We start from the raw sequence: 21,322 nt of genomic DNA, 5'->3' as shown, positions 1-21,322 counted from the left end.
GAATTGTACTTGAAGAGATAGCAGCACATAATCTCAAAAACTGATATTAACTGAAGAGGTTCCTTATTATCCCTGGGGGCTTTTTTACGAGAAGAATGTTAGAGATATACCATGATCATCCATCATTTTTAGCCAAGAATATCTTCGTTTACAAAATACCCCGAAATCCCTTGCTAATAATGGTGGCTATTTTGTTTTGAGAGAGATTAATTGATAGATTTTTGATGAGTTTGAACTTTGAACATAAATAAAATGAGACCCTGCTAATTACAACAGGGTCTCATTTTGAAGATGTTAATTTCTATCTACGAGAATTGTATATGCCACTATGTTTCCATATTGATCATAAGAAAATATCGTTGAGGCACCATATTGAACGGCACGAACCCATCCGTCTTCATACAATTCAATAGCCCCATCATTAAATATTAATTCCAGAAAACCTGGGATATATCTCCAAGTACCGGAGTCCATGTGAACTATAATTTGATCAAAAGTACCTTTAGTAGAAATTTCCTGGGAAGTTGCTACATTTGCTACTGGTGTAGAGTCAGGAGTGGTAGTTGGAGCACTGGCTGCGAATGATGTAGATCCTAAAGTGAAGCATGCAGAGACAGTTAAAAGGCCAGCTAAGATTTTCTTTTTCATAATTCAACCTTCCTTCCTATATTTGGAATACAATCCAATTATGTAGTATATAAATACAAATGTAAACATATTTAGTAGATTAATAGATTATTGAATACTTTTTTGGAAGATATAACAATTAATTAGATTATTTTTCGTGGAATTATCATATGGTTTGACATGAAGCTTGTTTAAATAAAGTTCCAAATGAAATATATTTAATTTATTGAGTTCAGAAGCGCCGAAACCCTGCCCAGACGGCGGGCTATTTTGTTGTTTAAGGAGTTTATTACTTGAGCGCTACATACAAAGTCTTAGAGAGCGATGCTGAATTCCTGACAGCGGCACTAACTCAAGTGAGAGTTTATGTTGTACAGATCGGGGAGGATGGTCCAGATATTATTGTGGATTATGGTGGAGCAATCCAAAAGTATACGCTGGAAATTGTGAAGATTGCTGATACATACTACAAACGCGCAGCACATGAATTTAGGATACATCTGACTAAGTCCGAGCAGTAGAAATACCCCGTCAACCATAATTGGTCGGCGGGATTCTTTTGTTATTTAAATTTATTCTAAATTATCTATCGCGCTGTATTTGGATGCTTACTTAATCCCAAAAATCATCAACTTTAACGTCATATCCTACTCTTCTAAGTTTACTAATGATTTTCAATTGTGTGGTTTCTATAGGTTCGTGTTCGATATCATTACATAGGTTATATACGGTTTTCCTGTTTAACGGGATATTTTTTATCATCCATTCTTGACTAACCTATTCCGATCCATCCACTTACCTAATTTAGTTCTTTTCTTGAAATCAAATACTCCCATATACTCCACCCTTTAAAGTTAGGATGGACAAATCTATGAAAATTTATACAAACAGCGGGTTATATTGACAAAGCAATACGAGATACATATACACGCAGATACGAAACCACAGGCTTCGGGGCTAAGTGTGTGTCTGCAGATTAATGTTAAATAGAATTTAATGTAGACATAAGAAAGAGCAGTGGACGTTAATGTCACTGCTCTTTTTCACATCATTGTAATGTTGCTATGAACTAATAAGCCTGAATATTAAAAGTATTATCCCATACCCAAGTATCACCAACAAAAGTACCAATAGTGACACTTACAAGTCCAATGTTAATTGAGGGGGTTACTAGAGTCCATGGATGGGTATATTTCGATGTCCATCTCCCAGTAGTATTTTTATTAGTGACTGGTATTCTTACTATGTCTGTTAAGTATCCCTTAGATTCGCTGAAAATACCTGATGGTTGTGTAAAAGAGCCGATTCTCCCAAAAGTACTACCACCACTATCAAATTGTAAGTTTTTAGATCCCCAAGAATTTAACACATACCAACTGTAATCTCCTCGAACATCTATACTGGTTGTGTGTGACTGCCATGCATGTGCTATTTTATCAGTGAATTTTTGGGTAACATTTGAATTGAAGGAGAAATTATCTTCATATGCGTAGCTGAATTCTGTTGCATTTGGTGATTTTCCTAAATACATTAAAGAACCGTATGCTTTGAAAGAACCACTTGCATCTGACCCCATGCCAAATGGTGTAATATTGATATTTTTATCTGATTCCAAATTGAGTTTTTTCATTTCTGATTGTCTTAATTTCTCAATTTCTTCCTTATTCTCATCAGTAACTAAATATTGTTTTCCATCCGAAGAATTAAAGTATCTCTTAATGTTTGATGTTTCTACTTCAGCGGCAATCCCACCCTGAGAGGCGAGAAATTCCTTTTGACTTTGAGGCATATCTTTGATGCGCTCTTCTTTAACGTTCATCTGTAGTAAAATACTATCTAACTGTGCATCATTTAAGTTTTTTGAATTTTCGACAGGAACTACAGTTCCATCTATTCTCTTATGAATTGTAAGATTAGAATCTATTTTTATTGCTTTCTCAACTTGATTTTCATCCAATTCAATATTACTAGCATTAGCAACAGGTGCAATTAATATTAAAGAAAAAAGGGTAATAGTTAATGTTTTTATAAGTTTAATAATGATTCACTCCTATAAACAGATTTTTTGGAAATCTATGATATAATATTTTCTTTAACACCTTCTTTACCAAAATATTGTATCGATACCCAGATAGTGTAACTAACAAATCATGGTATGTAAAGAAAGTAAATGTAAATAAACCCTTTTAATAACAGTTGAAGGAGGATGGTTATGAAGAAAAAACACTTAATAATTTCAGTAACTCTTATTCTTGTGGCCCTCTTAATCTATTATTATTTTTTAAGTGCTAGTACTGCATCATTCGGGAAAATAGAAAGAAAAGTGTCGATTGATAACCATTTTTATATTGAGGTGAAGTTCGAAGATGGTACGCTTAGAAATATCAGTGTACCTTCGATTGTGTGGCCTTTTTTAGAAGAGGAAAAAACATATTTTATGGATTACCGATTTAATCTATTACGAAAACCCTACTTAGTGAAAATTAAAATGGAGGACAATTCATAGATATTCGATGAATCCCAAGTTTGAGAAGATAGTATTTGAGTTCCTATCTTAGGATATCTGGCGTGGGGAAGTACGCAACGCAATTGGTATGATATCATTTAGGGAGTTTCAGACTGACCTGCATGGGATGTTGGGACTACAGCAAAAGAGAAACTAAAGTGAATGGCTTTAGGTATTTTTTACTAAATTTCAATAATTCTATTGCATTTCTTTAGAACAGTATATATTATGAGCTCATAAGAATAATAATTTAAATTCCACTTCCTTGACATGCGTCTATAGGAACTTAAAATGCTTATGCATAATTTGATTATGATTTATTTTAAATTTTCGTCACCGTTATAATTTCGGCAGACGAGCGAAGCTCATAAAAAAGCGGTAGTAGTTCGTATTATAAGTCCTGGCCGCTGTAATCAGTAGAAGAATGTTCAATCACTTTTTAAAAAAAAGATTTTTTGCGTATCGTATCCTTAGGATACGTTCTTATAAAATCTTTTGTGATTGACTAATCTATCAAACTGATTGCAGCGGCCTTTTTGCGTTCTCATTTTTTATTCTTTTAAGGTGGTGATGTAATTTTTTATAAATAGTATGTTCGACAATTGATGACAACAAAATCGAAAGGAAGGATCTACAATGTTACGTGTTGTTAAGTATTACTTAACAATCTGTTCGAGGGAGAGTAGAAATCTACTCTGACCTGCTACCAGACCAATTCAGTACATACAAATCAGTCACCCGACAATTGAGAAAATGAGCTGCATTGATCGCAAATTCAAGGGACATGCGCGAGTCACCGCTAATAACTTGGCTTACAAATGAACGTGAACATTTCATATGTCGTGCGAAATCAGCAGGTGATATCCCTTTCTCTTGCAGACGGTCTGGTAGCAGGCATTCCCCGAGCAGGAACGCCATGTGGTTCTCCTTTCATATGGTATATTTATGGAAAGTGTTCGTATAATTGTTCGTATTTTTGTGGTATACTCGTTTTACTATAGTAGCGGTAATATATTACAACTGGGAGTGTTGCTTTATCGACGATTCAGAGATTGATTTAGTGATTAATTTAGAAGATCATTTAGAATTTCTTAAATCCCTAAACAAGGACGTAACTGATATTCGACTTTTCTTAGAAAGCCTGCTTACTCAAACATAATCTTAACAAGCTGTCTGTATTTTTCTATCTCAGTTTCAGTTAATAAACGACCATTATACATAACTGGTTTTCCACTGTTTAAGTCGGCAAAGATGTCAATTTTTTTTGGTTCCTCTGAATCTACAGGGGGACCTTTTTTTATTGCGATACTTAGTTTGAGATCAATTAATTCATTGAGTAAAGCTTGGAACATCAAAAATTCATTTGATTGTACATCCATTGATTGAACGGATCTATAAATATCGTTTAAAGAGCGGTTGGTAATAGCTAAATCACTTCCAACAAAGAGAGCGGAGTACCTCTTATTAAGATTATCTATGTATTGAGTTAAGTGTCCATTTTCATCTTCTGTGAAATCGAAAATCTCTTGAGCTTTAAGTAGGCTATCATGTAAGACATTACGCATTTCGTTTTTCTTTTCATGTGTGAGTTCGAATTCGGGAACGGTAGATCCATTCTCCAACAAAGTCGAAAGCTCTGTGTTTAAAGCTGTGGCTATTGATTTTAAAGTATCAAGACTCGGATTGTATCTCCCGCCTTCAACATCAGCTAAGTAAGATCTAGAAATATTCGCTTTGATAGCTAGATCATTTTGAGTTAGCTTTCTTTGCTTTCTTACAGCTTTGATCTTCTCTCCAACCAACATTTCTAAAAACTCCTTTAATTTTGTTTATCTTGCAAGTTCATTTTACAGTTAATATGTCGGTAATACAAGTAATAAAACTACGGAAATACAAGTATTTTTAAGATAAAAGACGGAAATACAAGTATTTTAGGCGTTAATCCGCTTGAATGCTTTAATTTGCTCCATTTTAGTCCTTTACCAAAATGACGGAAATACCATACAATTTGAGTGCGGAAGGAGGGACGTTGTGATGGATAAAAAAATTATTGGAGCAGCTATTAAATTAAAGCGCCGCGACAAGAAGATGCGCCAGAACGAACTAGCAGAAAAAACATCGCTTTCTCGGAACTACATCTCTGATATTGAAACTGGAAGATACATGCCGAGTGTTGAAACATTAGCAAAGATAGCTACGTGCCTGGGAATGGATTTAAACACGCTCCTTGTGTCGGAAATACAAGACATTATAAGTGTAGCCGATTAGAACACACATTATACATTCGAAAGGATGAGAAAGATGAATAACTGGCGGTGTGAGTATGAGTGATGATCTTTTAAACAAACTTGGAGATTACTTTGTTGATCATCGTATCGGGCGTACCTTCAAAATAACATTTGAACAATTTGTTCAACAATTCCAAATGGGAAGATGGGAGAATGTTGGTCGCTGATTTCATGTGATGTACAGAAAGGAAGGTGAACACACTTGCTCACACCAATACACACAATCAATATTGGTATTCGCATCCGTGAAGATATGGGAGACATTGCAGGACTGGCAGAAAGTATCAAAGCTCGCGGTTTGCTGCATCCGATTATCGTTGATGAAGAAGGTAATCTGATAGCTGGACATCGACGGTTGCAAGCTCACATGTTGCTTGGTCGGGAAGTGATTGAAACACGCACTATTGCAGATTTGACCGAGAAGGCAAAACGGTTGATCGAACTGGAAGAGAACACAAAGCGTAAGGCGCTGACAGAACTGGAGGCTTCTAAGAATCTCGCGGAGTTGGCTGAAGCTGCTGCTGATGTTCTGAAAGAAGAGGTATTACCGTCACCGAGTGACGGAAACGCGAAACCATCTAGCGGACGGCCTGAAAAGCCGGATAGTCGTGAGAAGGTCGCTGAAAGGTTAGGGGTTTCTACTGGGGCAATTTCAGAAGCTCGACAGTATGTTGCAGCTGTTGAACAGTTTCCGGCACTTGAGACTTTACCGAAGAAGGAAGCCATTCGAACAGCTAAAGAACCAGAAAAAGCTGAACGGTATCAGAAGGCAGTTGAGGAGTTCCCGCAGTTGGCACAGGCGAAGGTTCCGGTGGAGTTGGCAATTAGTGGAGCTGAGAAACTACGAGATGCACCGCCGAATGTAGTCAAGGACACGCTGGATAAGTTGGTTGACAATGACCGGAAATACGAAGAAAAGCAGCAGTTGATAGATGCAAAGTACCGTGATGTAAATATCATTCATGGGTTAATCACATCAGCAGTCGAGATGACCGGAGTAGCGACTGAAGAGCGAATTCAGAATTGGCTTGACACCCGCAAGGATCGAATGGAAATAGAACTTAGTATCGGACAACTTCAGGGTGGTATCAAGGAGCTGGAAAAATTAAAGTCCAAAATTCAAGAGGCGTTAAAGGGGCCTCGGAAAGTGGGGAAGGGTCGTGAGTGAGCACAAACTCGATAGAGATGAGCGTTTTGATTTCATCCAGCAGTTTTTGAGTGGTCCCTTTACGTTGGATGAAGTGGTGGCTTATCTGCAAGAGCATATTGAACTCGATATACCTAAAGTGATCGATCAAGCATGGCGTGAGAAGGCACGGCAGGTGGTAGGAAGTTTCAGGGATGGTGAAGGATTGCGGCAGGTTGCAGCATATGATGATTCTGCTGACAATGAACCGCGTCGGATGGTTTATCAAGTCATTAACAGTTGTATGGACCCAGCAGTTCTAAACAAGCAGATGCGCAGCATAGTTAAGCGGCGTGATGGATCGGACAAGCTCATTCAGAAAGTTCAGGAACGGATCAATCAAGTAGCAGATCAATCAGACCTCTTCAATTACTTTGATTTAGAAGAGCTAGAGAAAGGAGTAAGTTTATGAGCGCATCAACAGATTTATCAAATGTTTTACAGGATTGCAAGCGGCGAGGCTGCACTAAGGAGCAAATGCAGGGTTTTATCAATAGGGCTCGCCGATACTGGTTCGGCAATGCCGGGATGCTGGTAGTCGTTGAATCCTTGCAACTAGAACTGGAGGGAATGGCATGAATGAGAAGAAAGATGCTCTCAGATTTCACCTCCATGAAATGGCTTACTGGCTAAGCGTTCAGAAAGATGCTCAATGGCATGGGGATGTTAAAACTGAACAGTTTGCAATCAAGGAACGCCGCAAACATCGTGATGCTGTACTAGCTATCTGGGCTTCTCCTACGGAACAACTGGCGGTGTGCATATGACAGTAATCATTTGCAGTACAGTCAGATGCCCTTATCCCAATTGTGGTCATACAGGTGATGTAATCACAGTCAATCATTGCCGAACGGCTCACGCTATGGAACGCAAGGAACTGTTTGGTAAATACGGAAAGCCGCAAAGTATAGGATACGATCCGCAAGCTGCAAACAAAAACCTAGAGGGACATGTACCTGCTCAGAAGGTGAACATAGGCTACCCTAGTGATTCTAGGTTTGCGAAAGATAGGAGATCAAGTAGGAGTAAAGGGAGGTGAACAAGGTTTAATTGGCAGGTCTGAAATTAGGTGAAATCTCGAAGGTCTATTATTTTTTTGCCAAAATCGGGGTTTTGACCAAAAAAATAGATGAAAGAGAGGTAAAAAGTACATGACACTTATCAAAATCATATCGGCAACAGCTCACAATTTCAAAGCTCACCGTGACCTCATCGTTACCTTTGGCGAGAGAACAGAGATCACGGGAGACAACGCTCAAGGGAAATCATCAATCCTCGAACTCATTTCATGGACATTATACGGCACGGATGTACTAGGCAGCAAGCTTGATCCTACGCCAACCAACTACAAATACGACATTGTTAAGGCAGAACTGCTGCTAGAAGTGGACGGTAATCAGTCCCTTTTGGGTCGCGGCATTGAGAAAAATAAGGCTACTTACTACATTAACGAAGTCCCTGCAAAGGCTGGAGATTTCGAAGAAATTGTTAAATCTCTGTTTGATCGTGAGTTATTTCTATCCCTTTTCAATCCGACTTACTTTTTCACTCTGCATTGGAGCAAACAACGCGAATTGATGATGAGATTTACAACACCACCAGCAACCAAAGAAGTATTTGCGGAAATGAGCCGGCTCACCCAAGGGCAAAAGCTGAAAGACATTGCACTTACTCCTCAAGCTGAGAAGTTACAAGAACTGACCAAGAAGCACCAACGCCCTGCTTTGAAAGACATCCATACAAAGAATAAGTCTGACAAGGACGCAGCCTATAAACGAGCTCAAGGCAAGGTCGAAGCGCTAGAAGGACAACTATTAAAACTACCTGAAGCGCCAGCGGATATTGAAGCAGTGAAGGCAGAGGATGCAGAACTGCTTTCACAAATTGAATCCTTGCAGCAAAAGATCGAACTGGCTGACGAGCCAAAGCGTAAACGCATGGTCCTTGAGAGTTCCCTTGCTTCAGCTCAACAAAAGGTAGCAGCAGCTAAGGAACGATATCTGAAAGTTCATGGTGAAGTTATCTCGGAAGAATGCCCGACATGCAAACGACCGCTTGATCCTGAATCTATCGAAGCTGTCAAAGCCAATAAAGAGGAGCGTAAAGCGCCACTTCGTAACGAGCACGATCAGGCTGTAGCAGAGAGAAAGGAAATAGAGGCAAAGCTTGTAGCAGTAGAACTGCTTGATGTATCTGAGCTGATTCAAGAGAGAAATGCACTGGAGCAAAAGAGAGACGTAACCGCTGATACCATAGCTTGGTTTAATCGTCGCGGACCATTACAGGAAGACCTGGACAAAGCGCGATCAGAAGAAGAAGAAACTCTAACAAGCCGCAACGACAGTATCTTTATCCTTGACGCTCTTAAAGCTTACGACGCAAAAGAAGCGGAGCTCCAAGCGGCAAATATTCAAGGGATGTTCACCACGCTCACTATCAGCCTATTCAAGACTCTTAAGGGTGGCGGTGATCCTCAACCTAATTTTGAGATCGAGCGTGACAACAAGCCATACAGTAAACTCTCCCGTTCTGAACGTGCCCATGCTGGCATTGAATTAGCGGCAGTCCTCAGTGATATGGGTGAGATCATAGCACCGTTAGCCGTGGATGACAGTGAGAGTGTGTTTCGCATCAAACAGCCAAAAGGTCAGCTGATTCTTGTTAAAGCAGTAGAAGATCAAAAATTAGAAATCAAATAGGAGGATTATATAAATGGCTAAAAATCAACTTGCAACTTATACACCAGAAATCGCCGCAGCATTTCAACCGGAGGTACTGGAGGTAATACGAACATCTATCTGTCCGACAGCAAATGATGCTGAATTCCTGCTCTTTGCTCATAAGGCCGCATCATATGGGCTGGACCCATTTAAAAATGAAATCTTCTTTATCAAATATGGTAATCAAGCTCGAATTCAATTCGCAGCTGAAGCCTATCTTGCAAAGGCACGGGAGAAAGATGGCTTCCAACCGCCAGACACACAAATGGTTTGTGACAATGATGTATTTAAAGCTCGTAAGAATCCTGAAACCAAAGAAATTGAGATTGTTGAGCATGAGATTGGATTCCCACGGGGAGAGATCATTGGTGCTTACTCCATTACTTACCGTGATGGATATCGCCCTGTGACTGTGCTGATGGACCGTTCAGAGATCCAGCACATGTTTAGCGGTCAGAACAAAGACAACTGGAACAAATGGACCTCTGACATGTTTGGGAAACATGTGGAGCTTCGCGGCTTGAAAAAGCAGTATGGTCTTGAATTTGGTGACGAAGATACTGAGCGTCAACCGCAGGCTAATAGTTTTGACCCTAAGCAACGTACAGATGTAACGCCGACTTCTGCTGATCCGGAAGTGATTTATCCAGGGGGTATGAAAGAGGATTCAAAGCAACAAGGTGATGTGTCCAACGATGATGATCGACTAAAGCAAGCTCGAGCTGATATGAAGAAAAAGTTTACGCAACTAGGTGTAACCGATAAGGCAGAGATGGCAGAGCACATGAATAAATATTGCAAGATGAAAGGTGATGTACCAACACTTCAGGAGCTTACTGGTTACCTGAAGGTGATGGACCTACAAATTGCCGAAAAGCAAGCGGCTCAAGCCCAAGACGATGATCTTCCGGAATGATGTTCCACAAGTAGAAATATACGTTTGCTGCCCAGACTGCGAGGTCTGTGGCGGCGAACTAGCTAAAGGACAGGAATACTACTATCGAGCTAAACGCGTTTGTTGGAACTGCTTCCGAGGATTAAAGGAAGGCGGGGGCGGTGTCAGAAAACTCAGAAAGTTAAAGGGAGCAGGTGAACGAAATGAAAATTGATATCCTAGCATCCGGTTCTGATGGTAACTGCATCGCACTAACATCTTCAGGTAAGACCATCCTAATTGATGTAGGTGTAGCCAAAACTAAGATAGAAAAGCGCCTGCTAGAAGTTGGTATACGCCCTGACAGCATCGCAGCAATCTTCATTACCCACGCTCACGGAGACCATATCAAAGGGTTACCACTCGCTAATAAGTATGACATTCCCGTATGGGCTACTGATGGAGAGTGGAAAGGCATATCCGGAGTAGACAAAAGACTTCAGCGGGTCGCAGAAACACGTTTCGGGCGATATGAAATGATTGAGTTGGATGGCATGCACCTCTACCCATTTAAAACCCATCATGATGCATTTGAACCTGTTGGATATGCTATTGAACCAGATGATGGCCCACGTACTTGTGTGGTCTTTGACACCGGAAAGGTAGATTCCGAAATGCTAGAAATGATGGAAGGTAGTGTTTATATCATTGAGGCCAATCACGATCAGGACATGGTGCGAGAGTCTAATTATCCACTAAGTGTACAGGATCGTGTGCTGAGTGATTTGGGACACCTGAGCAACGAGCAGACAGCAACGGCGCTCCAGAAGCTGATTAAAGGGCAAGGTGAACGCATTTATCTTACTCACTTATCAAGCAGTAACAACATGCCAGCGTTGGCAGAAGCGACTGTAAAAGCAGCACTTCGGAAGCGTGGATATATAGAAGGAACTCATTATCATTTGGAGGTTGTTTGAAATGACTGTCATATTTTCACACAACAAAAAATTGCTGGACCAGTTAACAATCGCAACGCTTCAACTCGATGACTATAAACGACGTGAACAGCAAATGCTCGCTGATCTAGGGCGTGCTGGGCAGGAGATAGCCACACTCGCTAGGAAGGTTGGTCAGTTACAGGAAGACAATCAGAAGTTGATTAGTCAGCGCATTGCACTTTTGCAGATCATTAACCAAGATGTCGGATTACCATCTTAAAGCAGGTGAGGTAAATGGCAAGTCCGCAAACTGAAAATGGCTATACAAGTATTGCTCATGAGATTTTAGAGCAGGTAGCTAGGCAGCGGTTTAATGGCATTCAACGTTCAATAATCGATATTGTATGGCGGTACACTTACGGATTCAAAAGAAAGTCACATCAATTGGCTGCCTCTTTTATTGCAGAAGCAATTGAAGCTGATATAAAAGGTGTGAAGGTAGAACTAGCAAAGCTGATCCAGTGGAAAGTTGTGTTAGTAGTAAAAGAAGGACATGGAGCACGTCCACGGACTTTATCCTTTAACAAAAATTATGATCAATGGATTGTGGGGGACTATTCTCCACCAATAGTAAAGAAACCTTGTGGTGGAGAATCATACCCCATGGTGGTGGAGAGTAGTACCCCATTAGTGGGGGAGAGTTCTCCACCCAAGATAACTAAAAAGAAAACTTTAAAGAAAGAAGAGATAAAAGATATGGACATCCCTTCTGAAAAGATCAAATTTCATGACACTGTATTTCTTACTCAAGAGCAGTATAAAAAGCTCTGTGAAGAATTCGGGAAAACAACAGTAGATGACACGATAGAAGCTTTGGATGAATGGCAAAGCAATAAGAAACCCAGCCAGCACAAGAAGGACCATAATAAGACTCTTCGTGTCTGGATCAAAAAGGATCAGAAAAAGCCCACCTTTAAAACCAAAGAGCAAAAGAAGCTAGAGGAAATGGAGTTACTGAAACAGTTCAGTCAAGGAGGAGGGATGCCACATGAACAATCAGGAGACCTCCAGCTTACTGGCGGTAATCAAAACGGCGTTTCCTGAGTTCGCTATTAGTAATGAAGTTATTCAGGTCTGGCACTTATTCCTTCAAGAGATTCCTTATGAAAGAGCACAGCGCAATTTGAGAGATCATATAGCCACATCACGCTTTGCTCCACGAATAGCAGATGTGATCCGAGAGGATCTGCATCAGCCGTTGACCATTTACGAGATTCAGCGTCAGGAGCAAGAGCTGGCCACTTTAGAGTTGATGGAGTATCACGCAACAGAAAATGTGAAACCAATGCCTGAACGTGTTGCAAAGCACCTTGAACAACTATTTTCCAAAACAAAGGTGAATGCCAATGAACCTTGAAGCCCAGCGTGCTGTGCTAGGGGCTCTGCTGAAAGATCCAGAGTTAATGGACGACTGTTATTTAAGCAAAGATGACTTCAGCGAAGAAGAGCATAACCGAAAGATATTCACTGTCCTGCAGTATGCGAAGGAGCATTTTAAAGAAGCTTCGAACCCTTTCGACATGGTGCTGATTGCAAATAAGTGGGGCAAGAACTTGCAGCAGATCGGTGGTATTTCTCATTTCGTCAAACTAAGAGAATCTGCTCCCCACGCTTCGAACTTTGCCTATTATCAAAAAGCAGTACGTGTCGATAGGGTACAGGCTGATTTGGTGGAGCTTGGTAAGCAGATCGCTACAAGTGGTGGGGATGTAGCAGACATACAAGCCAAGATGGTTGAGCTTGCAGAGCTGCAACATGGAGGAGACGAAGATGGTCCTGTCCATGTGTCTTCTTTATTGGAAGGACACCCTCATACAGTCGCTTCTCGTGCTAGCATCAATGGGATTACTGGAGCAAGGATGGCCTGTGAAGATATCAACCAGCTTAGCGGAGGTCACCAAAAAGGTGATTTAGAGGTGTGGGGGGCAAGACCCAGCATTGGTAAAACTCAATACGTCATGAACGATATTGATGCTGTGACGGCTGACGGATGGACCGCTGTAATGTTTTCCCTTGAAATGAGCTCCTTGAAAGTTGTAGAGCGACTTGTATCAGCTGTCGGAGGGATCAAGAGTAAACGGATTAAGTCCGGAATGATGTCAGACAATGACTGGGATTCCTATAGCAAAGCGATCACTATCATCACGGGGCGTAGCTTATACATCGATGACAAACATGGGGCTACAGTCGAATATATCCGTCGGAAGGTCAAGGAGCTGCGGAAAAAACATCCTAATATCATCGTGTATATCGATTACCTTCAGTTCATTGAGACAGAACAAAACTTTTCTAAGAACACTGAAAAAGTTGGGTACATCACCAAAGAACTAAAGGGAATCGCCAAGGAACTTGATGTCTGTGTGGTTGCTATTTCAGCAGTCGGCCGAAAATGTGAAGAGCGACCGGATAAGCGACCTATGATGTCGGATTTGAGAGAGTCAGGAAACATTGAGTCTGATGCTGATGTGGTGGTCTTCCTTTACCGGGATGACTATTACAACGCAGATACCCCGAAGAAAGGCATTGTGGAATTCATCGTTGCCAAGGGTCGTGATATCGGAACGGGAACCTTTGAAATAGCCTTCTTAATGGATATTGGTAGATTCGTAAATTTAACGCCTGACGATAAATACAAGCTGGCGGAGAAGGTGAAAGCACATGAGCAGCAACGGAAGAATAACCGATGAGGCAGGGTATCAAAAATCACTTGGCTGGCTAGTAGAGAAAGCGGTGATCTTGGAGGATCCTCTTATAGATCCGGAGGAGAAGGCGAAGCTTCAGCGGACCTATGATTTTGTTGAACATAGATTACTGGAATATCGACGCGGTGAGTTGGTTCAACTGTTTCCTGGTCTACGGGACATTTATAAGACACTCGGTTGGGCAGTTCAAGAGCACGAACCGATCACTAGCGAATCTGAGCCTGATACGAAGGCAATAGAAACACCAGTCATAAATACACCGCCTGAGATAGAATCGCTGCCAGTGAAGCCAACAGCATCCCAAAATGAGAAGCCAAAGGCGACAGTTAATTTATCGGCTTGGCTGGATGATTGAAAGGAGAATCAGTAAATGGAATCTTGCAAAATGCCAGACTGTAAAGAAGCAGGAACGCTCACATGGGCTCTTGTACCAATATGTGCGGCTCACTCGCTTGAGATCAGGCAGGAAACAGCTAAATACTACGCAAGACGTATAGGCTACCAAGAACGCGAGAAATACATGGGAATTATACCTTTGATCCCTTGGAGTCGGAGGGAGTGAGTGCATGAGATTTATTGGAGTTGATCCAGCCACGACAACCGGATTTGTGGCGCTGGATGAAGATGGCAATGTCTTGGTTGAAGAAGACCTACGAGGAACAGGAAAGACAGTTCCTGGGGGCATATCTGAGGAGCAACTAGCAAACCTCGCACACAGCCTATACAACCGCCTGCAGCCGGATGATATTGCCGTAATGGAGAATGCAGCACCGGGAACCCAAAGAGGAATTACAACAGGAATGATACACGGGTTGCTGAGATACATGCTCCACCGTAGGAAGATAAATCCGGTATTCCTAATGCCAAATACGGTTAAAAAATACGTTGGGGTTACTGGGTGGATAATCGAGGCTGGTAATAAGAGGCGGCTAGAGGGCTCCGAGAAGAAAGCTCATGTGGCTGCCGCTGTTCTAAGTCACTTTGGATACTCTCACAAGAGCGACAACGTCACAGATGCCTATATCATGGCGAAGATCGCAGAAGCTGTGTACAGGGTCAGAAACGGTCAGGAATTGAACTCATACAAACCTTATCAACAGGAAGTCATACAGGCTATTATCAGCCCATCAGCAAAGCCATCAAAGAAGAAGAAACCTAAATCACAAACGAACAAACGCCCAGGTAAGCCTGCGGCGGCGGGCAGTCACACCCATTTGAAAGAACAACAGTTCTTATTTTAGGGAGGTGCAGGGGTGAACTGGAACAAAGCAACGCTTGGACAGCTTTACGAGATTGCCTATAACGATGACGGAGCTGCACCAATTTATAAACGCAATGCTCTTGCTGAGATCCAGCGGCGGCGGGAAAGACCTATGAGCAAGGTCAATCACAAAATCAAGGCGGTGTATTCAAGATGAGAGAAATCATCGTTGATAACTTCGCAGGTGGCGGAGGTGCTTCCACAGGGATTGAGCTTGCAACTGGACGATCAGTGGACATAGCGATTAACCACGATCCAGCAGCTATAGCCATGCACCGTGCGAATCATCCAGAAACTGAACATTACTGTGAATCTGTGTGGGATGTTGATCCCCGAGAGATTGCAGCAGGACGTCCAGTGGGATTGGTTTGGTTATCACCTGACTGCAAGCACTTCAGTAAAGCTAAGGGTGGAAAACCTGTGGAAAAGACCATCAGAGGGCTTGCTTGGATCGCAGTAAGATGGGCAGCTACGGTCCGTCCTCGGGTGATCATGTTGGAGAATGTTGAGGAGTTCAAAACATGGGGTCCGCTGATGAAAGACGGTTATCCCGATCCTGATCAAAAGGGACGGACGTTCAACTGCTTCGTCAACGCTCTACGCCGTCAAGGATATAACGTTGAGTGGCGTGAACTGCGAGCATGTGATTATGGAGCCCCAACAATTCGTAAACGGCTGTTTCTAATAGCTCGCCGCGATGGTCGCCCGATAGTCTGGCCGGAGCCCACGCACGGAGCACCGGACAGTCCGGAAGTGTTAAATGGCAAGCGTACTCCATGGAGGACGGCAGCTGAGATCATAGATTGGTCTCTTCCTTGCCCATCCATATTTGAACGTAAAAAGCCATTGGCAGATAACACTTTACGTCGAATCGCTCGGGGTATTCAGAAGTTCGTAATCAATAATGCTAATCCGTTTATAGTGCGGGTGAACCATAGTGGATCTAATCATCATTATTGCGATTCTATCGAAGAACCATTTAAAACCATTACATCAAAGAATGGCTGGGGTGTAGTAACTCCTTATATTGCTCGGATTGGTCAGACTGGATTTGGTGGTGACCGCCTGCAATACGAAGTGGAAGACCCACTAACTACGATAACGACAAAAGCTGAACATTTACTTGTTAGCCCTACGCTGATTCAAATGGGCTACGGAGATCCAGAAGGGCGCCGAGTCCTAGACCTTGATAAGCCAGTCGGAACTGTTACAGCTGGAGGTAATAAGTTTGCTCTTGCCGCAGCTTGCTTGATTAAGCACTATGGTGGCGGATATAAAGGACCAGGTAACGCAGTAGACGAACCACTTTCCACTGTCACAACGGTGGATCATAATGCCATCGTTACAGCTCACGTTGCACGTCATTTCGGAGAGTCAGTTGGTAGTGCTATAGATGATCCGATCGGAACAGTGACAGCTGGCGGAGGCGGAAAGAGTGCATTAGTTACAAGTCACATGATCAAGTTACGGGGAACAAATATAGGACATGCAACAGATAAGCCGGTTCATACGGTGACAGCTGGAGGGTTGCATATCGGAGAGGTTAGAGCTTTTCTGATAGCTTATTACGGATCTAGTGTAGGACAGGATTTATCAGATCCCCTGCAAACGGTAGTTACCAAAGATAGATTTGGGCTAGTAACGATCCACGGTGTGGAATACCAGATAGTAGATATCGGCATGAGAATGCTTGAGCCACATGAACTGTTCGCAGCTCAAGGATTCCCATCCAACTACATCATTAATGTGGATGCCGATGGAAAACGTTATTCCAAGAGTGCTCAGGTTGCTCGATGTGGAAATGCTGTTCCACCACCATTTGCTAAAGCTTTGGTAAAAGCTAATCTCCCTGAAATGTGTGTAGGCGCTGGAAAGTCACTTGCATTGGAAAGATACAAGGAGGCGGTGGGACAACTAAAATTTTCATTATGATCCGTAGCTCCAGAGTTCTTAAAAAGGGAACTATCTTTTTCAGGAGCCTAATGTAAGGACACGACACGTCACGTCAATACAGCGAAAGGTTCTCTGATTAAGTTGATAATGCAGTGTTTGCATAGTTTTGATAAAGAATGATCCAATTTGGGCTCCAAAAATAACTTTCGTCTTTTTGGTAGAATCCAATTTTTGTAACCTTAATAATATATTCTTTCCTATCAGAATTAAGTGAATCATTTTGGTTTATGCACTCTTTAAAAGATGTATTTAGAACTGTGTTTGCAGTTGCAATTGCTGCAGCAATTCCTGCAGGGCCTAAGGCAATAGACGCCATTATTTCACCATAGAGCGCTGCTGAGGCTGTAGCTGCACAAGTATTTATTATTAACTGTTCATTTGCAGGTAAATTATCGGGGTAGTTATATCCAAAATAGATTCCTTTCTCTACTGTAACCTGTCTAGTACATGGTAAATCGACACACCCTCCCCATCTACAGTGACGACACATTCTGATTTCTGGATAACTATATGAATATTTAGTAATTAAATTTTCGAATCCCTTCATTTTAACACTCCCAATCATAAAGAAGTTTTTTATAATGTATGGTTTTCTAGGCTGAATGGGAATAGGCAAACGCCTATTTGATACCCTTTATGAATGAGCTCGTACCAATGTGGATTAAGATCATCTTTGCATTTATCGCTATCCTATCTTTTATATCAGCAGTTGACAAAGAATCATTCTTAACAAGCAACGTGGCATGCACATGGCGGCTATATGTGTCGCTTCAATTATCGCAATAGCTGCAGTCGTTATTTTTTCATAAAACCCAATTTGAGAGGAGCAATTATAAATGAAAACCAATGTAACTACAAAGATCAAAGATATTAAGTTCGGAGCTAAAGAGGACGTAATCACCTTAACGATTGACGGAAACATTACTGACGAGCAGGTGTCCATCCTACGAAACATTAAAAATACCGGTGTTGCATTCGTAAGCTTCAGCAGCTCACAGGCTGATCTGGATGATTTTGTTCCAACCCATACGCATCAAGGCGTTAGCGGAACGATTGATAAAGATGGATCGGTTAATGTGGACTCCGGTCAGATGACGATAGAAGAGGCTGCTGCGATGGCTGAAGAGAAAGATGAGAATAAAGAAAGAGAAGACGATCAGCGCAAGGACCACGGCCACGAAGATGACGATCGGGAAGAACAGCATGAAGACAAAAATCCGGACGAAGAACAAGAGGAACAACAAGATCCAGATGATACCGATGGTCCGGTAATTCCTGATAGTGACGATGATCTGCCGTTCTAAGATGGTACACGCCCCGGCTTCGGTCGGGGAACTCTCTTTACAGATAGAGGTGATTGAGTGACACAGATTACGTTCGAACTACCGGAATTGGATAGAAAGAGGACGCAGACTGCAGTAGAGGCGGCATTGGAGAAGTACCGAATATTCAAATCTACGTTGATTGAAGAACGAGAAGCACAAACAACAGCATCCTGGTCAGATTCCCCAAAAGGGTTTACAGGAACGACTAGCGACCAGACATCAAACATCGCCATTTACAATGTTGATGAACCGGCAGCTCGCAAGGCTTATTGTGAAAGAATTGAAAGGGCGGTCAGTAAGCTTCCTAGAAGAGAGCGTTTATTGATTACCGAGAGGTACCTTAATACAGATTGTGATTTTGATTATGTGGTATTCAATCACGTCTTTGATCCTCCAATTGGAGAAACGACCTATTACAGACTAAAGTGGAAGGCGTTCTACAAGATCGCATTGAACCTTAATATACAAGTGGTTAAGGAAGTGAAGGGATCAAGAAATATTGAAGGGAATAAGAAGTAATAAGACAACCATTTATTACAGTATGATAAATTGAGGTGATGATATGAGCACACTGAATATAGATGATCTACCTCCAGTTCTCAAGGTAGAAGATATACAGAAGTTTTTAACTATTGGCAGAAATCAAGCTTATGATTTATGTAATTCAGGACAGTTTCATGTGGTCAAAGTCGGTAGATCAATAAAGATTCCAAAGGAACCGTTCCTTAATTGGTTCTTAGGAGATAATGCAGAAAAGCAGGGTAATTAACCTGCTTTTTTTTGTTATATTGATGTGAAAAGGAATATAGAAAATTATGTTATTATTAGGTTAATCATTAAAAGATAGGTGGGTATATTATATGGGGGAAATATGTTTGTTAGATATTGAGTTTGGATTTTACTGGAATGGGGTTAAAGAATATTCCTATGAAAGCGGGCTCTCATTATTAGGAAACGAAATAGTCATCTGGAACCCAAATATTCTTTTTTCAAATTATACAGATGAATATGCGTCAACAAATAATGGATATCCTGTTCTTGATCATAGTTACTCCGCAAAACTTTATCGAGACATTGAGAGAAGAAAAAAGGAAATGCTATTATTGCTTGAGAAAGGAAAAAATATTTTTATAATTGTACCAAAACCAGACATGCGCTTTGTTCCATCCTCTTCCTCTTCTAAGATTCTAGATCCATTAAATATAGTAGATGCTATGCCTGTATGGGCAGAATTCGAACACGCTGAAGGATACAATCTGGAATTTAGAGGGGATGAATTATTTAAATCATTCTTCGAATCTAATAAGGAACATATGAAATATTACGCCAGTGTTTATATACCGGAAGGCAGACCGTTCCTATACATAAAAGACACCGATTTAGTTGTTGGCACTTATATTGATTACTTACAGGGAAAGGTTGTATTTATACCTAATATTATCGATTCATATGGATCTCAGCGTAATAAGGACAGTGCTCTTAACGAGGAGGAATTTATTAATTCTATTAAGAAGTTAAATGATGATTTGAAAAAGAATTCTAAAGCTGACGATCTTCCAGAATGGAGTCAGTATTATACTTTACCAAATGAGCTTGAAGAAAAACAAAAGATTTCTGAATTTCAAGCGCAAATAGATTTATTGGTTTTTCGATGCGAAGAGCAAACGAAATTGATCAAAAAACTTGAAGAGTACAAAGTATTATTTACTGGAACAGGAAAACCTCTTGAACAAATCGTCAAAAAGGTATTTATTGAATTAGGCTTTGAAGTTACTGAAGGTTTACCTGGGAGAGATGATCTAATACTAAAATATAACGATAAGGTTGCAGTTGTAGAAGTAAAAGGGGTAAGCAAAAGTGCTGCTGAGAAACATGCGGCACAGTTAGAAAAGTGGGTAAGTGGATACATAGAAAAATTTGGGGTTAACCCAAAAGGAATGCTTATTGTAAATTCATATTGCAATCTACCTTTACATGAAAGAGTAGAGGATACTTTCCCTAATCAAATGTTAAGCTATTCAGAACGAAGAGATCACGCTTTGATAAATACTCTTCAGTTATTAGGGGCATATCTCGATGTTCAGAAGAATCCAGATAGAAAAGAAAGGATAATTGAAGATTTATTCTCTACAAATGGAAAGTACGAATCGTATACAAAATGGCTAGAATTTTTAGAGCATACAGAATCAGAAAATTTGAAAATTAACACCGTAGAAATTGGTGCTAATTCTGGTGCTAAACTTTAGAATATTTAAAGGGATACCAAAAAACTACAAAAGATAAAAACAAGGACGAACCCTTTGCTGACGCTAATTTAAGGGAATTATAGGGGATGGTGAAGGAGTATAAAATACGCGCAAATACATGGTGTTCACACCATTGAAGGGGAACGAACACCACAGCAAATTTCTGTTGACTCATCGTGAGCGCGAAGTTTTCGAGCTTCTCGTGCAGGACAAAACGACTCGTGATATCGCTGGTTTATTATTTATCAGCGAAAAAACAGTTCGGAACCACATCTCCAATGTAATGCAAAAACTAAACGTTAAAGGCCGTTCACAAGCGGTTGTCGAGCTGATCAAGCTTGGGGAGCTGAAAATATAGCTGGCCATGTCTTCGGAAGTGACGCGTTTAAGCCTTCTCCACCTCTAGGGGTGAGGGAAGGTTTTTTGTAGTGTCCGGAATATTAAATTTGACTACATTTTATGGATTGACGGATATTGGGAATGGTTGTAAAATCATCTTAAAGTTAAAACCTTTAAACTTTTGAAATCATTTTGATACTTTCGATAAAGGTGAAGCTGACATTGAATGTTCGATTCTCAGTCAGGACGTAGTTGTGGCGTGAAGAGTTAGTCCTTTTTTATTTCCCTAAAAGTTAT

The 21,322-nt window shown here is 41.0% G+C and carries 30 protein-coding genes; 25 read left to right on the top strand and 5 right to left on the bottom strand.

Annotated features, from left to right (window positions below):
• Positions 1 to 294 precede the first annotated feature (294 nt).
• Positions 295 to 648 (bottom strand): hypothetical protein, encoded by a 354-nt coding sequence (locus ACQKMP_RS21495; protein WP_427470940.1) that lies wholly within the window; start codon positions 646 to 648, stop codon positions 295 to 297.
• A 272-nt stretch (positions 649 to 920) separates the two neighbouring features.
• Here ACQKMP_RS21495 and ACQKMP_RS21490 point away from each other — a divergent pair, with 272 nt between their 5' ends.
• Positions 921 to 1,148, top strand: coding sequence for a hypothetical protein (locus ACQKMP_RS21490; RefSeq protein WP_427470939.1), 228 nt, complete (start codon positions 921 to 923; stop codon positions 1,146 to 1,148).
• Positions 1,149 to 1,696: 548 nt separating this feature from the next.
• On the opposite strand, the gene ACQKMP_RS21485 is transcribed toward ACQKMP_RS21490, so the two are convergent.
• Positions 1,697 to 2,584: a hypothetical protein gene (locus ACQKMP_RS21485; RefSeq protein ID WP_427470937.1), complete on the bottom strand. Its 888-nt coding sequence runs from the start codon at positions 2,582 to 2,584 to the stop codon at positions 1,697 to 1,699.
• Between the two features lie 255 nt (positions 2,585 to 2,839).
• Here ACQKMP_RS21485 and ACQKMP_RS21480 point away from each other — a divergent pair, with 255 nt between their 5' ends.
• Positions 2,840 to 3,133, top strand: a complete 294-nt coding sequence (locus tag ACQKMP_RS21480) for a hypothetical protein (protein ID WP_427470935.1) — start codon at positions 2,840 to 2,842, stop codon at positions 3,131 to 3,133.
• 690 nt (positions 3,134 to 3,823) lie between these two features.
• Here the strand turns inward: ACQKMP_RS21480 and ACQKMP_RS21475 are convergent.
• Complete coding sequence (locus tag ACQKMP_RS21475) at positions 3,824 to 4,051, bottom strand: helix-turn-helix transcriptional regulator (RefSeq protein ID WP_427470934.1); 228 nt, start codon at positions 4,049 to 4,051, stop codon at positions 3,824 to 3,826.
• Between the two features lie 227 nt (positions 4,052 to 4,278).
• The gene (locus tag ACQKMP_RS21470; RefSeq protein ID WP_427470932.1) at positions 4,279 to 4,938 is read right to left on the bottom strand and encodes a helix-turn-helix domain-containing protein; all 660 of its coding nucleotides are present in this window, start codon (positions 4,936 to 4,938) and stop codon (positions 4,279 to 4,281) included.
• Between the two features lie 229 nt (positions 4,939 to 5,167).
• Between ACQKMP_RS21470 and ACQKMP_RS21465 the strand changes: the two genes are divergently transcribed.
• The 18 genes from ACQKMP_RS21465 (at position 5,168) to ACQKMP_RS21380 (ending at position 17,094) form a co-directional block, all read left to right on the top strand.
• Positions 5,168 to 5,401, top strand: coding sequence for a helix-turn-helix domain-containing protein (locus ACQKMP_RS21465; RefSeq protein WP_427470931.1), 234 nt, complete (start codon positions 5,168 to 5,170; stop codon positions 5,399 to 5,401).
• A 55-nt stretch (positions 5,402 to 5,456) separates the two neighbouring features.
• Positions 5,457 to 5,588, top strand: coding sequence for a hypothetical protein (locus tag ACQKMP_RS21460; RefSeq protein ID WP_427470929.1), 132 nt, complete (start codon positions 5,457 to 5,459; stop codon positions 5,586 to 5,588).
• 35 nt (positions 5,589 to 5,623) lie between these two features.
• Positions 5,624 to 6,589, top strand: a complete 966-nt coding sequence (locus ACQKMP_RS21455; protein WP_427470927.1) for a ParB N-terminal domain-containing protein — start codon at positions 5,624 to 5,626, stop codon at positions 6,587 to 6,589.
• Positions 6,582 to 7,019 carry a hypothetical protein gene (locus ACQKMP_RS21450; RefSeq protein ID WP_427470926.1) on the top strand — a complete coding sequence of 146 codons (438 nt, stop codon included), beginning with the start codon at positions 6,582 to 6,584 and terminating at the stop codon, positions 7,017 to 7,019. Before ACQKMP_RS21455 ends, ACQKMP_RS21450 begins: the two co-directional genes overlap by 8 nt.
• The gene (locus ACQKMP_RS21445) at positions 7,016 to 7,186 is read left to right on the top strand and encodes a hypothetical protein (RefSeq protein WP_427470924.1); all 171 of its coding nucleotides are present in this window, start codon (positions 7,016 to 7,018) and stop codon (positions 7,184 to 7,186) included. Before ACQKMP_RS21450 ends, ACQKMP_RS21445 begins: the two co-directional genes overlap by 4 nt.
• Entirely contained in the window at positions 7,183 to 7,374 is a 192-nt protein-coding gene (locus tag ACQKMP_RS21440; RefSeq protein WP_427470922.1) for a hypothetical protein, read from the top strand. Before ACQKMP_RS21445 ends, ACQKMP_RS21440 begins: the two co-directional genes overlap by 4 nt.
• 384 nt (positions 7,375 to 7,758) lie before the next feature.
• A complete protein-coding gene (locus ACQKMP_RS21435; RefSeq protein WP_427470920.1) occupies positions 7,759 to 9,306 on the top strand; it encodes an AAA family ATPase in 1,548 nt (515 codons plus the stop codon).
• Between the two features lie 13 nt (positions 9,307 to 9,319).
• A complete protein-coding gene (locus ACQKMP_RS21430) occupies positions 9,320 to 10,243 on the top strand; it encodes a RecT family recombinase (protein ID WP_427470919.1) in 924 nt (307 codons plus the stop codon).
• A gap of 182 nt (positions 10,244 to 10,425) precedes the next feature.
• The gene (locus tag ACQKMP_RS21425; RefSeq protein WP_427470917.1) at positions 10,426 to 11,178 is read left to right on the top strand and encodes an MBL fold metallo-hydrolase; all 753 of its coding nucleotides are present in this window, start codon (positions 10,426 to 10,428) and stop codon (positions 11,176 to 11,178) included.
• Between the two features lies 1 nt (position 11,179).
• Positions 11,180 to 11,419 carry a hypothetical protein gene (locus ACQKMP_RS21420; RefSeq protein ID WP_427470915.1) on the top strand — a complete coding sequence of 80 codons (240 nt, stop codon included), beginning with the start codon at positions 11,180 to 11,182 and terminating at the stop codon, positions 11,417 to 11,419.
• A 14-nt stretch (positions 11,420 to 11,433) separates the two neighbouring features.
• On the top strand, positions 11,434 to 12,243 hold the full coding sequence (locus ACQKMP_RS21415; RefSeq protein WP_427470913.1) for a replication protein: 810 nt from the start codon (positions 11,434 to 11,436) through the stop codon (positions 12,241 to 12,243).
• Positions 12,188 to 12,556 carry a replicative helicase loader/inhibitor gene (locus ACQKMP_RS21410; protein ID WP_313639588.1) on the top strand — a complete coding sequence of 123 codons (369 nt, stop codon included), beginning with the start codon at positions 12,188 to 12,190 and terminating at the stop codon, positions 12,554 to 12,556. Before ACQKMP_RS21415 ends, ACQKMP_RS21410 begins: the two co-directional genes overlap by 56 nt.
• Positions 12,546 to 13,886, top strand: a complete 1,341-nt coding sequence (locus ACQKMP_RS21405; protein WP_427470911.1) for a replicative DNA helicase — start codon at positions 12,546 to 12,548, stop codon at positions 13,884 to 13,886. The genes ACQKMP_RS21410 and ACQKMP_RS21405 overlap by 11 nt, the downstream gene beginning before the upstream one ends.
• Positions 13,858 to 14,256, top strand: a complete 399-nt coding sequence (locus tag ACQKMP_RS21400) for a hypothetical protein (RefSeq protein ID WP_427470909.1) — start codon at positions 13,858 to 13,860, stop codon at positions 14,254 to 14,256. The genes ACQKMP_RS21405 and ACQKMP_RS21400 overlap by 29 nt, the downstream gene beginning before the upstream one ends.
• 15 nt (positions 14,257 to 14,271) lie before the next feature.
• Positions 14,272 to 14,463 (top strand): hypothetical protein, encoded by a 192-nt coding sequence (locus ACQKMP_RS21395; protein WP_427470907.1) that lies wholly within the window; start codon positions 14,272 to 14,274, stop codon positions 14,461 to 14,463.
• A gap of 4 nt (positions 14,464 to 14,467) precedes the next feature.
• Entirely contained in the window at positions 14,468 to 15,142 is a 675-nt protein-coding gene (locus ACQKMP_RS21390; RefSeq protein WP_427470905.1) for a hypothetical protein, read from the top strand.
• Between the two features lie 12 nt (positions 15,143 to 15,154).
• Positions 15,155 to 15,319: a hypothetical protein gene (locus ACQKMP_RS21385; protein ID WP_427470903.1), complete on the top strand. Its 165-nt coding sequence runs from the start codon at positions 15,155 to 15,157 to the stop codon at positions 15,317 to 15,319.
• The gene (locus ACQKMP_RS21380) at positions 15,316 to 17,094 is read left to right on the top strand and encodes a DNA cytosine methyltransferase (protein WP_427470901.1); all 1,779 of its coding nucleotides are present in this window, start codon (positions 15,316 to 15,318) and stop codon (positions 17,092 to 17,094) included. Before ACQKMP_RS21385 ends, ACQKMP_RS21380 begins: the two co-directional genes overlap by 4 nt.
• Positions 17,095 to 17,191: 97 nt before the next feature.
• On the opposite strand, the gene ACQKMP_RS21375 is transcribed toward ACQKMP_RS21380, so the two are convergent.
• Positions 17,192 to 17,662 carry a hypothetical protein gene (locus tag ACQKMP_RS21375; protein ID WP_427470899.1) on the bottom strand — a complete coding sequence of 157 codons (471 nt, stop codon included), beginning with the start codon at positions 17,660 to 17,662 and terminating at the stop codon, positions 17,192 to 17,194.
• 289 nt (positions 17,663 to 17,951) lie between these two features.
• On the opposite strand from ACQKMP_RS21375, the gene ACQKMP_RS21370 reads away from it, so the two are divergent.
• From ACQKMP_RS21370 to ACQKMP_RS21350, 5 genes are all read left to right on the top strand, one after another.
• A complete protein-coding gene (locus ACQKMP_RS21370) occupies positions 17,952 to 18,419 on the top strand; it encodes a hypothetical protein (RefSeq protein WP_427470897.1) in 468 nt (155 codons plus the stop codon).
• Between the two features lie 57 nt (positions 18,420 to 18,476).
• On the top strand, positions 18,477 to 18,959 hold the full coding sequence (locus ACQKMP_RS21365; protein WP_427470895.1) for an ArpU family phage packaging/lysis transcriptional regulator: 483 nt from the start codon (positions 18,477 to 18,479) through the stop codon (positions 18,957 to 18,959).
• A 43-nt stretch (positions 18,960 to 19,002) separates the two neighbouring features.
• A complete protein-coding gene (locus ACQKMP_RS21360) occupies positions 19,003 to 19,209 on the top strand; it encodes a helix-turn-helix domain-containing protein (protein ID WP_427470893.1) in 207 nt (68 codons plus the stop codon).
• A gap of 106 nt (positions 19,210 to 19,315) precedes the next feature.
• On the top strand, positions 19,316 to 20,686 hold the full coding sequence (locus ACQKMP_RS21355; protein ID WP_427470891.1) for a hypothetical protein: 1,371 nt from the start codon (positions 19,316 to 19,318) through the stop codon (positions 20,684 to 20,686).
• Between the two features lie 133 nt (positions 20,687 to 20,819).
• A complete protein-coding gene (locus tag ACQKMP_RS21350; protein WP_019908812.1) occupies positions 20,820 to 21,044 on the top strand; it encodes a helix-turn-helix domain-containing protein in 225 nt (74 codons plus the stop codon).
• Positions 21,045 to 21,322: the final 278 nt, after the last annotated feature.

Origin of the sequence: Paenibacillus sp. NPDC101420 (genome assembly GCF_050277435.1) — a bacterium.
Classification (GTDB): domain Bacteria; phylum Bacillota; class Bacilli; order Paenibacillales; family Paenibacillaceae; genus Paenibacillus_AQ.
The sequence above is the reverse complement of the archived record's forward strand: the minus strand, read 5'-3'. Positions and strand labels throughout refer to the sequence as shown.

Bases quoted from the DNA above. Each gene is read 5' to 3' on its own strand.
- ACQKMP_RS21425 (WP_427470917.1), top strand. From the start codon at position 10,426: ATGAAAATTGATATCCTAGCATCCGGTTCTGATGGTAACTGCATCGCA.
- ACQKMP_RS21360 (WP_427470893.1), top strand. From the start codon at position 19,003: ATGAGCACACTGAATATAGATGATCTACCTCCAGTTCTCAAGGTAGAA.
- ACQKMP_RS21460 (WP_427470929.1), top strand. From the start codon at position 5,457: ATGAGTGATGATCTTTTAAACAAACTTGGAGATTACTTTGTTGATCAT.
- ACQKMP_RS21370 (WP_427470897.1), top strand. From the start codon at position 17,952: ATGAAAACCAATGTAACTACAAAGATCAAAGATATTAAGTTCGGAGCT.
- ACQKMP_RS21480 (WP_427470935.1), top strand. From the start codon at position 2,840: ATGAAGAAAAAACACTTAATAATTTCAGTAACTCTTATTCTTGTGGCC.
- ACQKMP_RS21465 (WP_427470931.1), top strand. From the start codon at position 5,168: ATGGATAAAAAAATTATTGGAGCAGCTATTAAATTAAAGCGCCGCGAC.
- ACQKMP_RS21375 (WP_427470899.1), bottom strand. From the start codon at position 17,662: ATGAAGGGATTCGAAAATTTAATTACTAAATATTCATATAGTTATCCA.
- ACQKMP_RS21390 (WP_427470905.1), top strand. From the start codon at position 14,468: ATGAGATTTATTGGAGTTGATCCAGCCACGACAACCGGATTTGTGGCG.
- ACQKMP_RS21395 (WP_427470907.1), top strand. From the start codon at position 14,272: ATGGAATCTTGCAAAATGCCAGACTGTAAAGAAGCAGGAACGCTCACA.
- ACQKMP_RS21440 (WP_427470922.1), top strand. From the start codon at position 7,183: ATGAATGAGAAGAAAGATGCTCTCAGATTTCACCTCCATGAAATGGCT.
- ACQKMP_RS21420 (WP_427470915.1), top strand. From the start codon at position 11,180: ATGACTGTCATATTTTCACACAACAAAAAATTGCTGGACCAGTTAACA.
- ACQKMP_RS21470 (WP_427470932.1), bottom strand. From the start codon at position 4,938: ATGTTGGTTGGAGAGAAGATCAAAGCTGTAAGAAAGCAAAGAAAGCTA.
- ACQKMP_RS21475 (WP_427470934.1), bottom strand. From the start codon at position 4,051: ATGGCGTTCCTGCTCGGGGAATGCCTGCTACCAGACCGTCTGCAAGAG.
- ACQKMP_RS21430 (WP_427470919.1), top strand. From the start codon at position 9,320: ATGGCTAAAAATCAACTTGCAACTTATACACCAGAAATCGCCGCAGCA.
- ACQKMP_RS21435 (WP_427470920.1), top strand. From the start codon at position 7,759: ATGACACTTATCAAAATCATATCGGCAACAGCTCACAATTTCAAAGCT.
- ACQKMP_RS21405 (WP_427470911.1), top strand. From the start codon at position 12,546: ATGAACCTTGAAGCCCAGCGTGCTGTGCTAGGGGCTCTGCTGAAAGAT.
- ACQKMP_RS21445 (WP_427470924.1), top strand. From the start codon at position 7,016: ATGAGCGCATCAACAGATTTATCAAATGTTTTACAGGATTGCAAGCGG.
- ACQKMP_RS21400 (WP_427470909.1), top strand. From the start codon at position 13,858: ATGAGCAGCAACGGAAGAATAACCGATGAGGCAGGGTATCAAAAATCA.
- ACQKMP_RS21380 (WP_427470901.1), top strand. From the start codon at position 15,316: ATGAGAGAAATCATCGTTGATAACTTCGCAGGTGGCGGAGGTGCTTCC.
- ACQKMP_RS21495 (WP_427470940.1), bottom strand. From the start codon at position 648: ATGAAAAAGAAAATCTTAGCTGGCCTTTTAACTGTCTCTGCATGCTTC.
- ACQKMP_RS21410 (WP_313639588.1), top strand. From the start codon at position 12,188: ATGAACAATCAGGAGACCTCCAGCTTACTGGCGGTAATCAAAACGGCG.
- ACQKMP_RS21415 (WP_427470913.1), top strand. From the start codon at position 11,434: ATGGCAAGTCCGCAAACTGAAAATGGCTATACAAGTATTGCTCATGAG.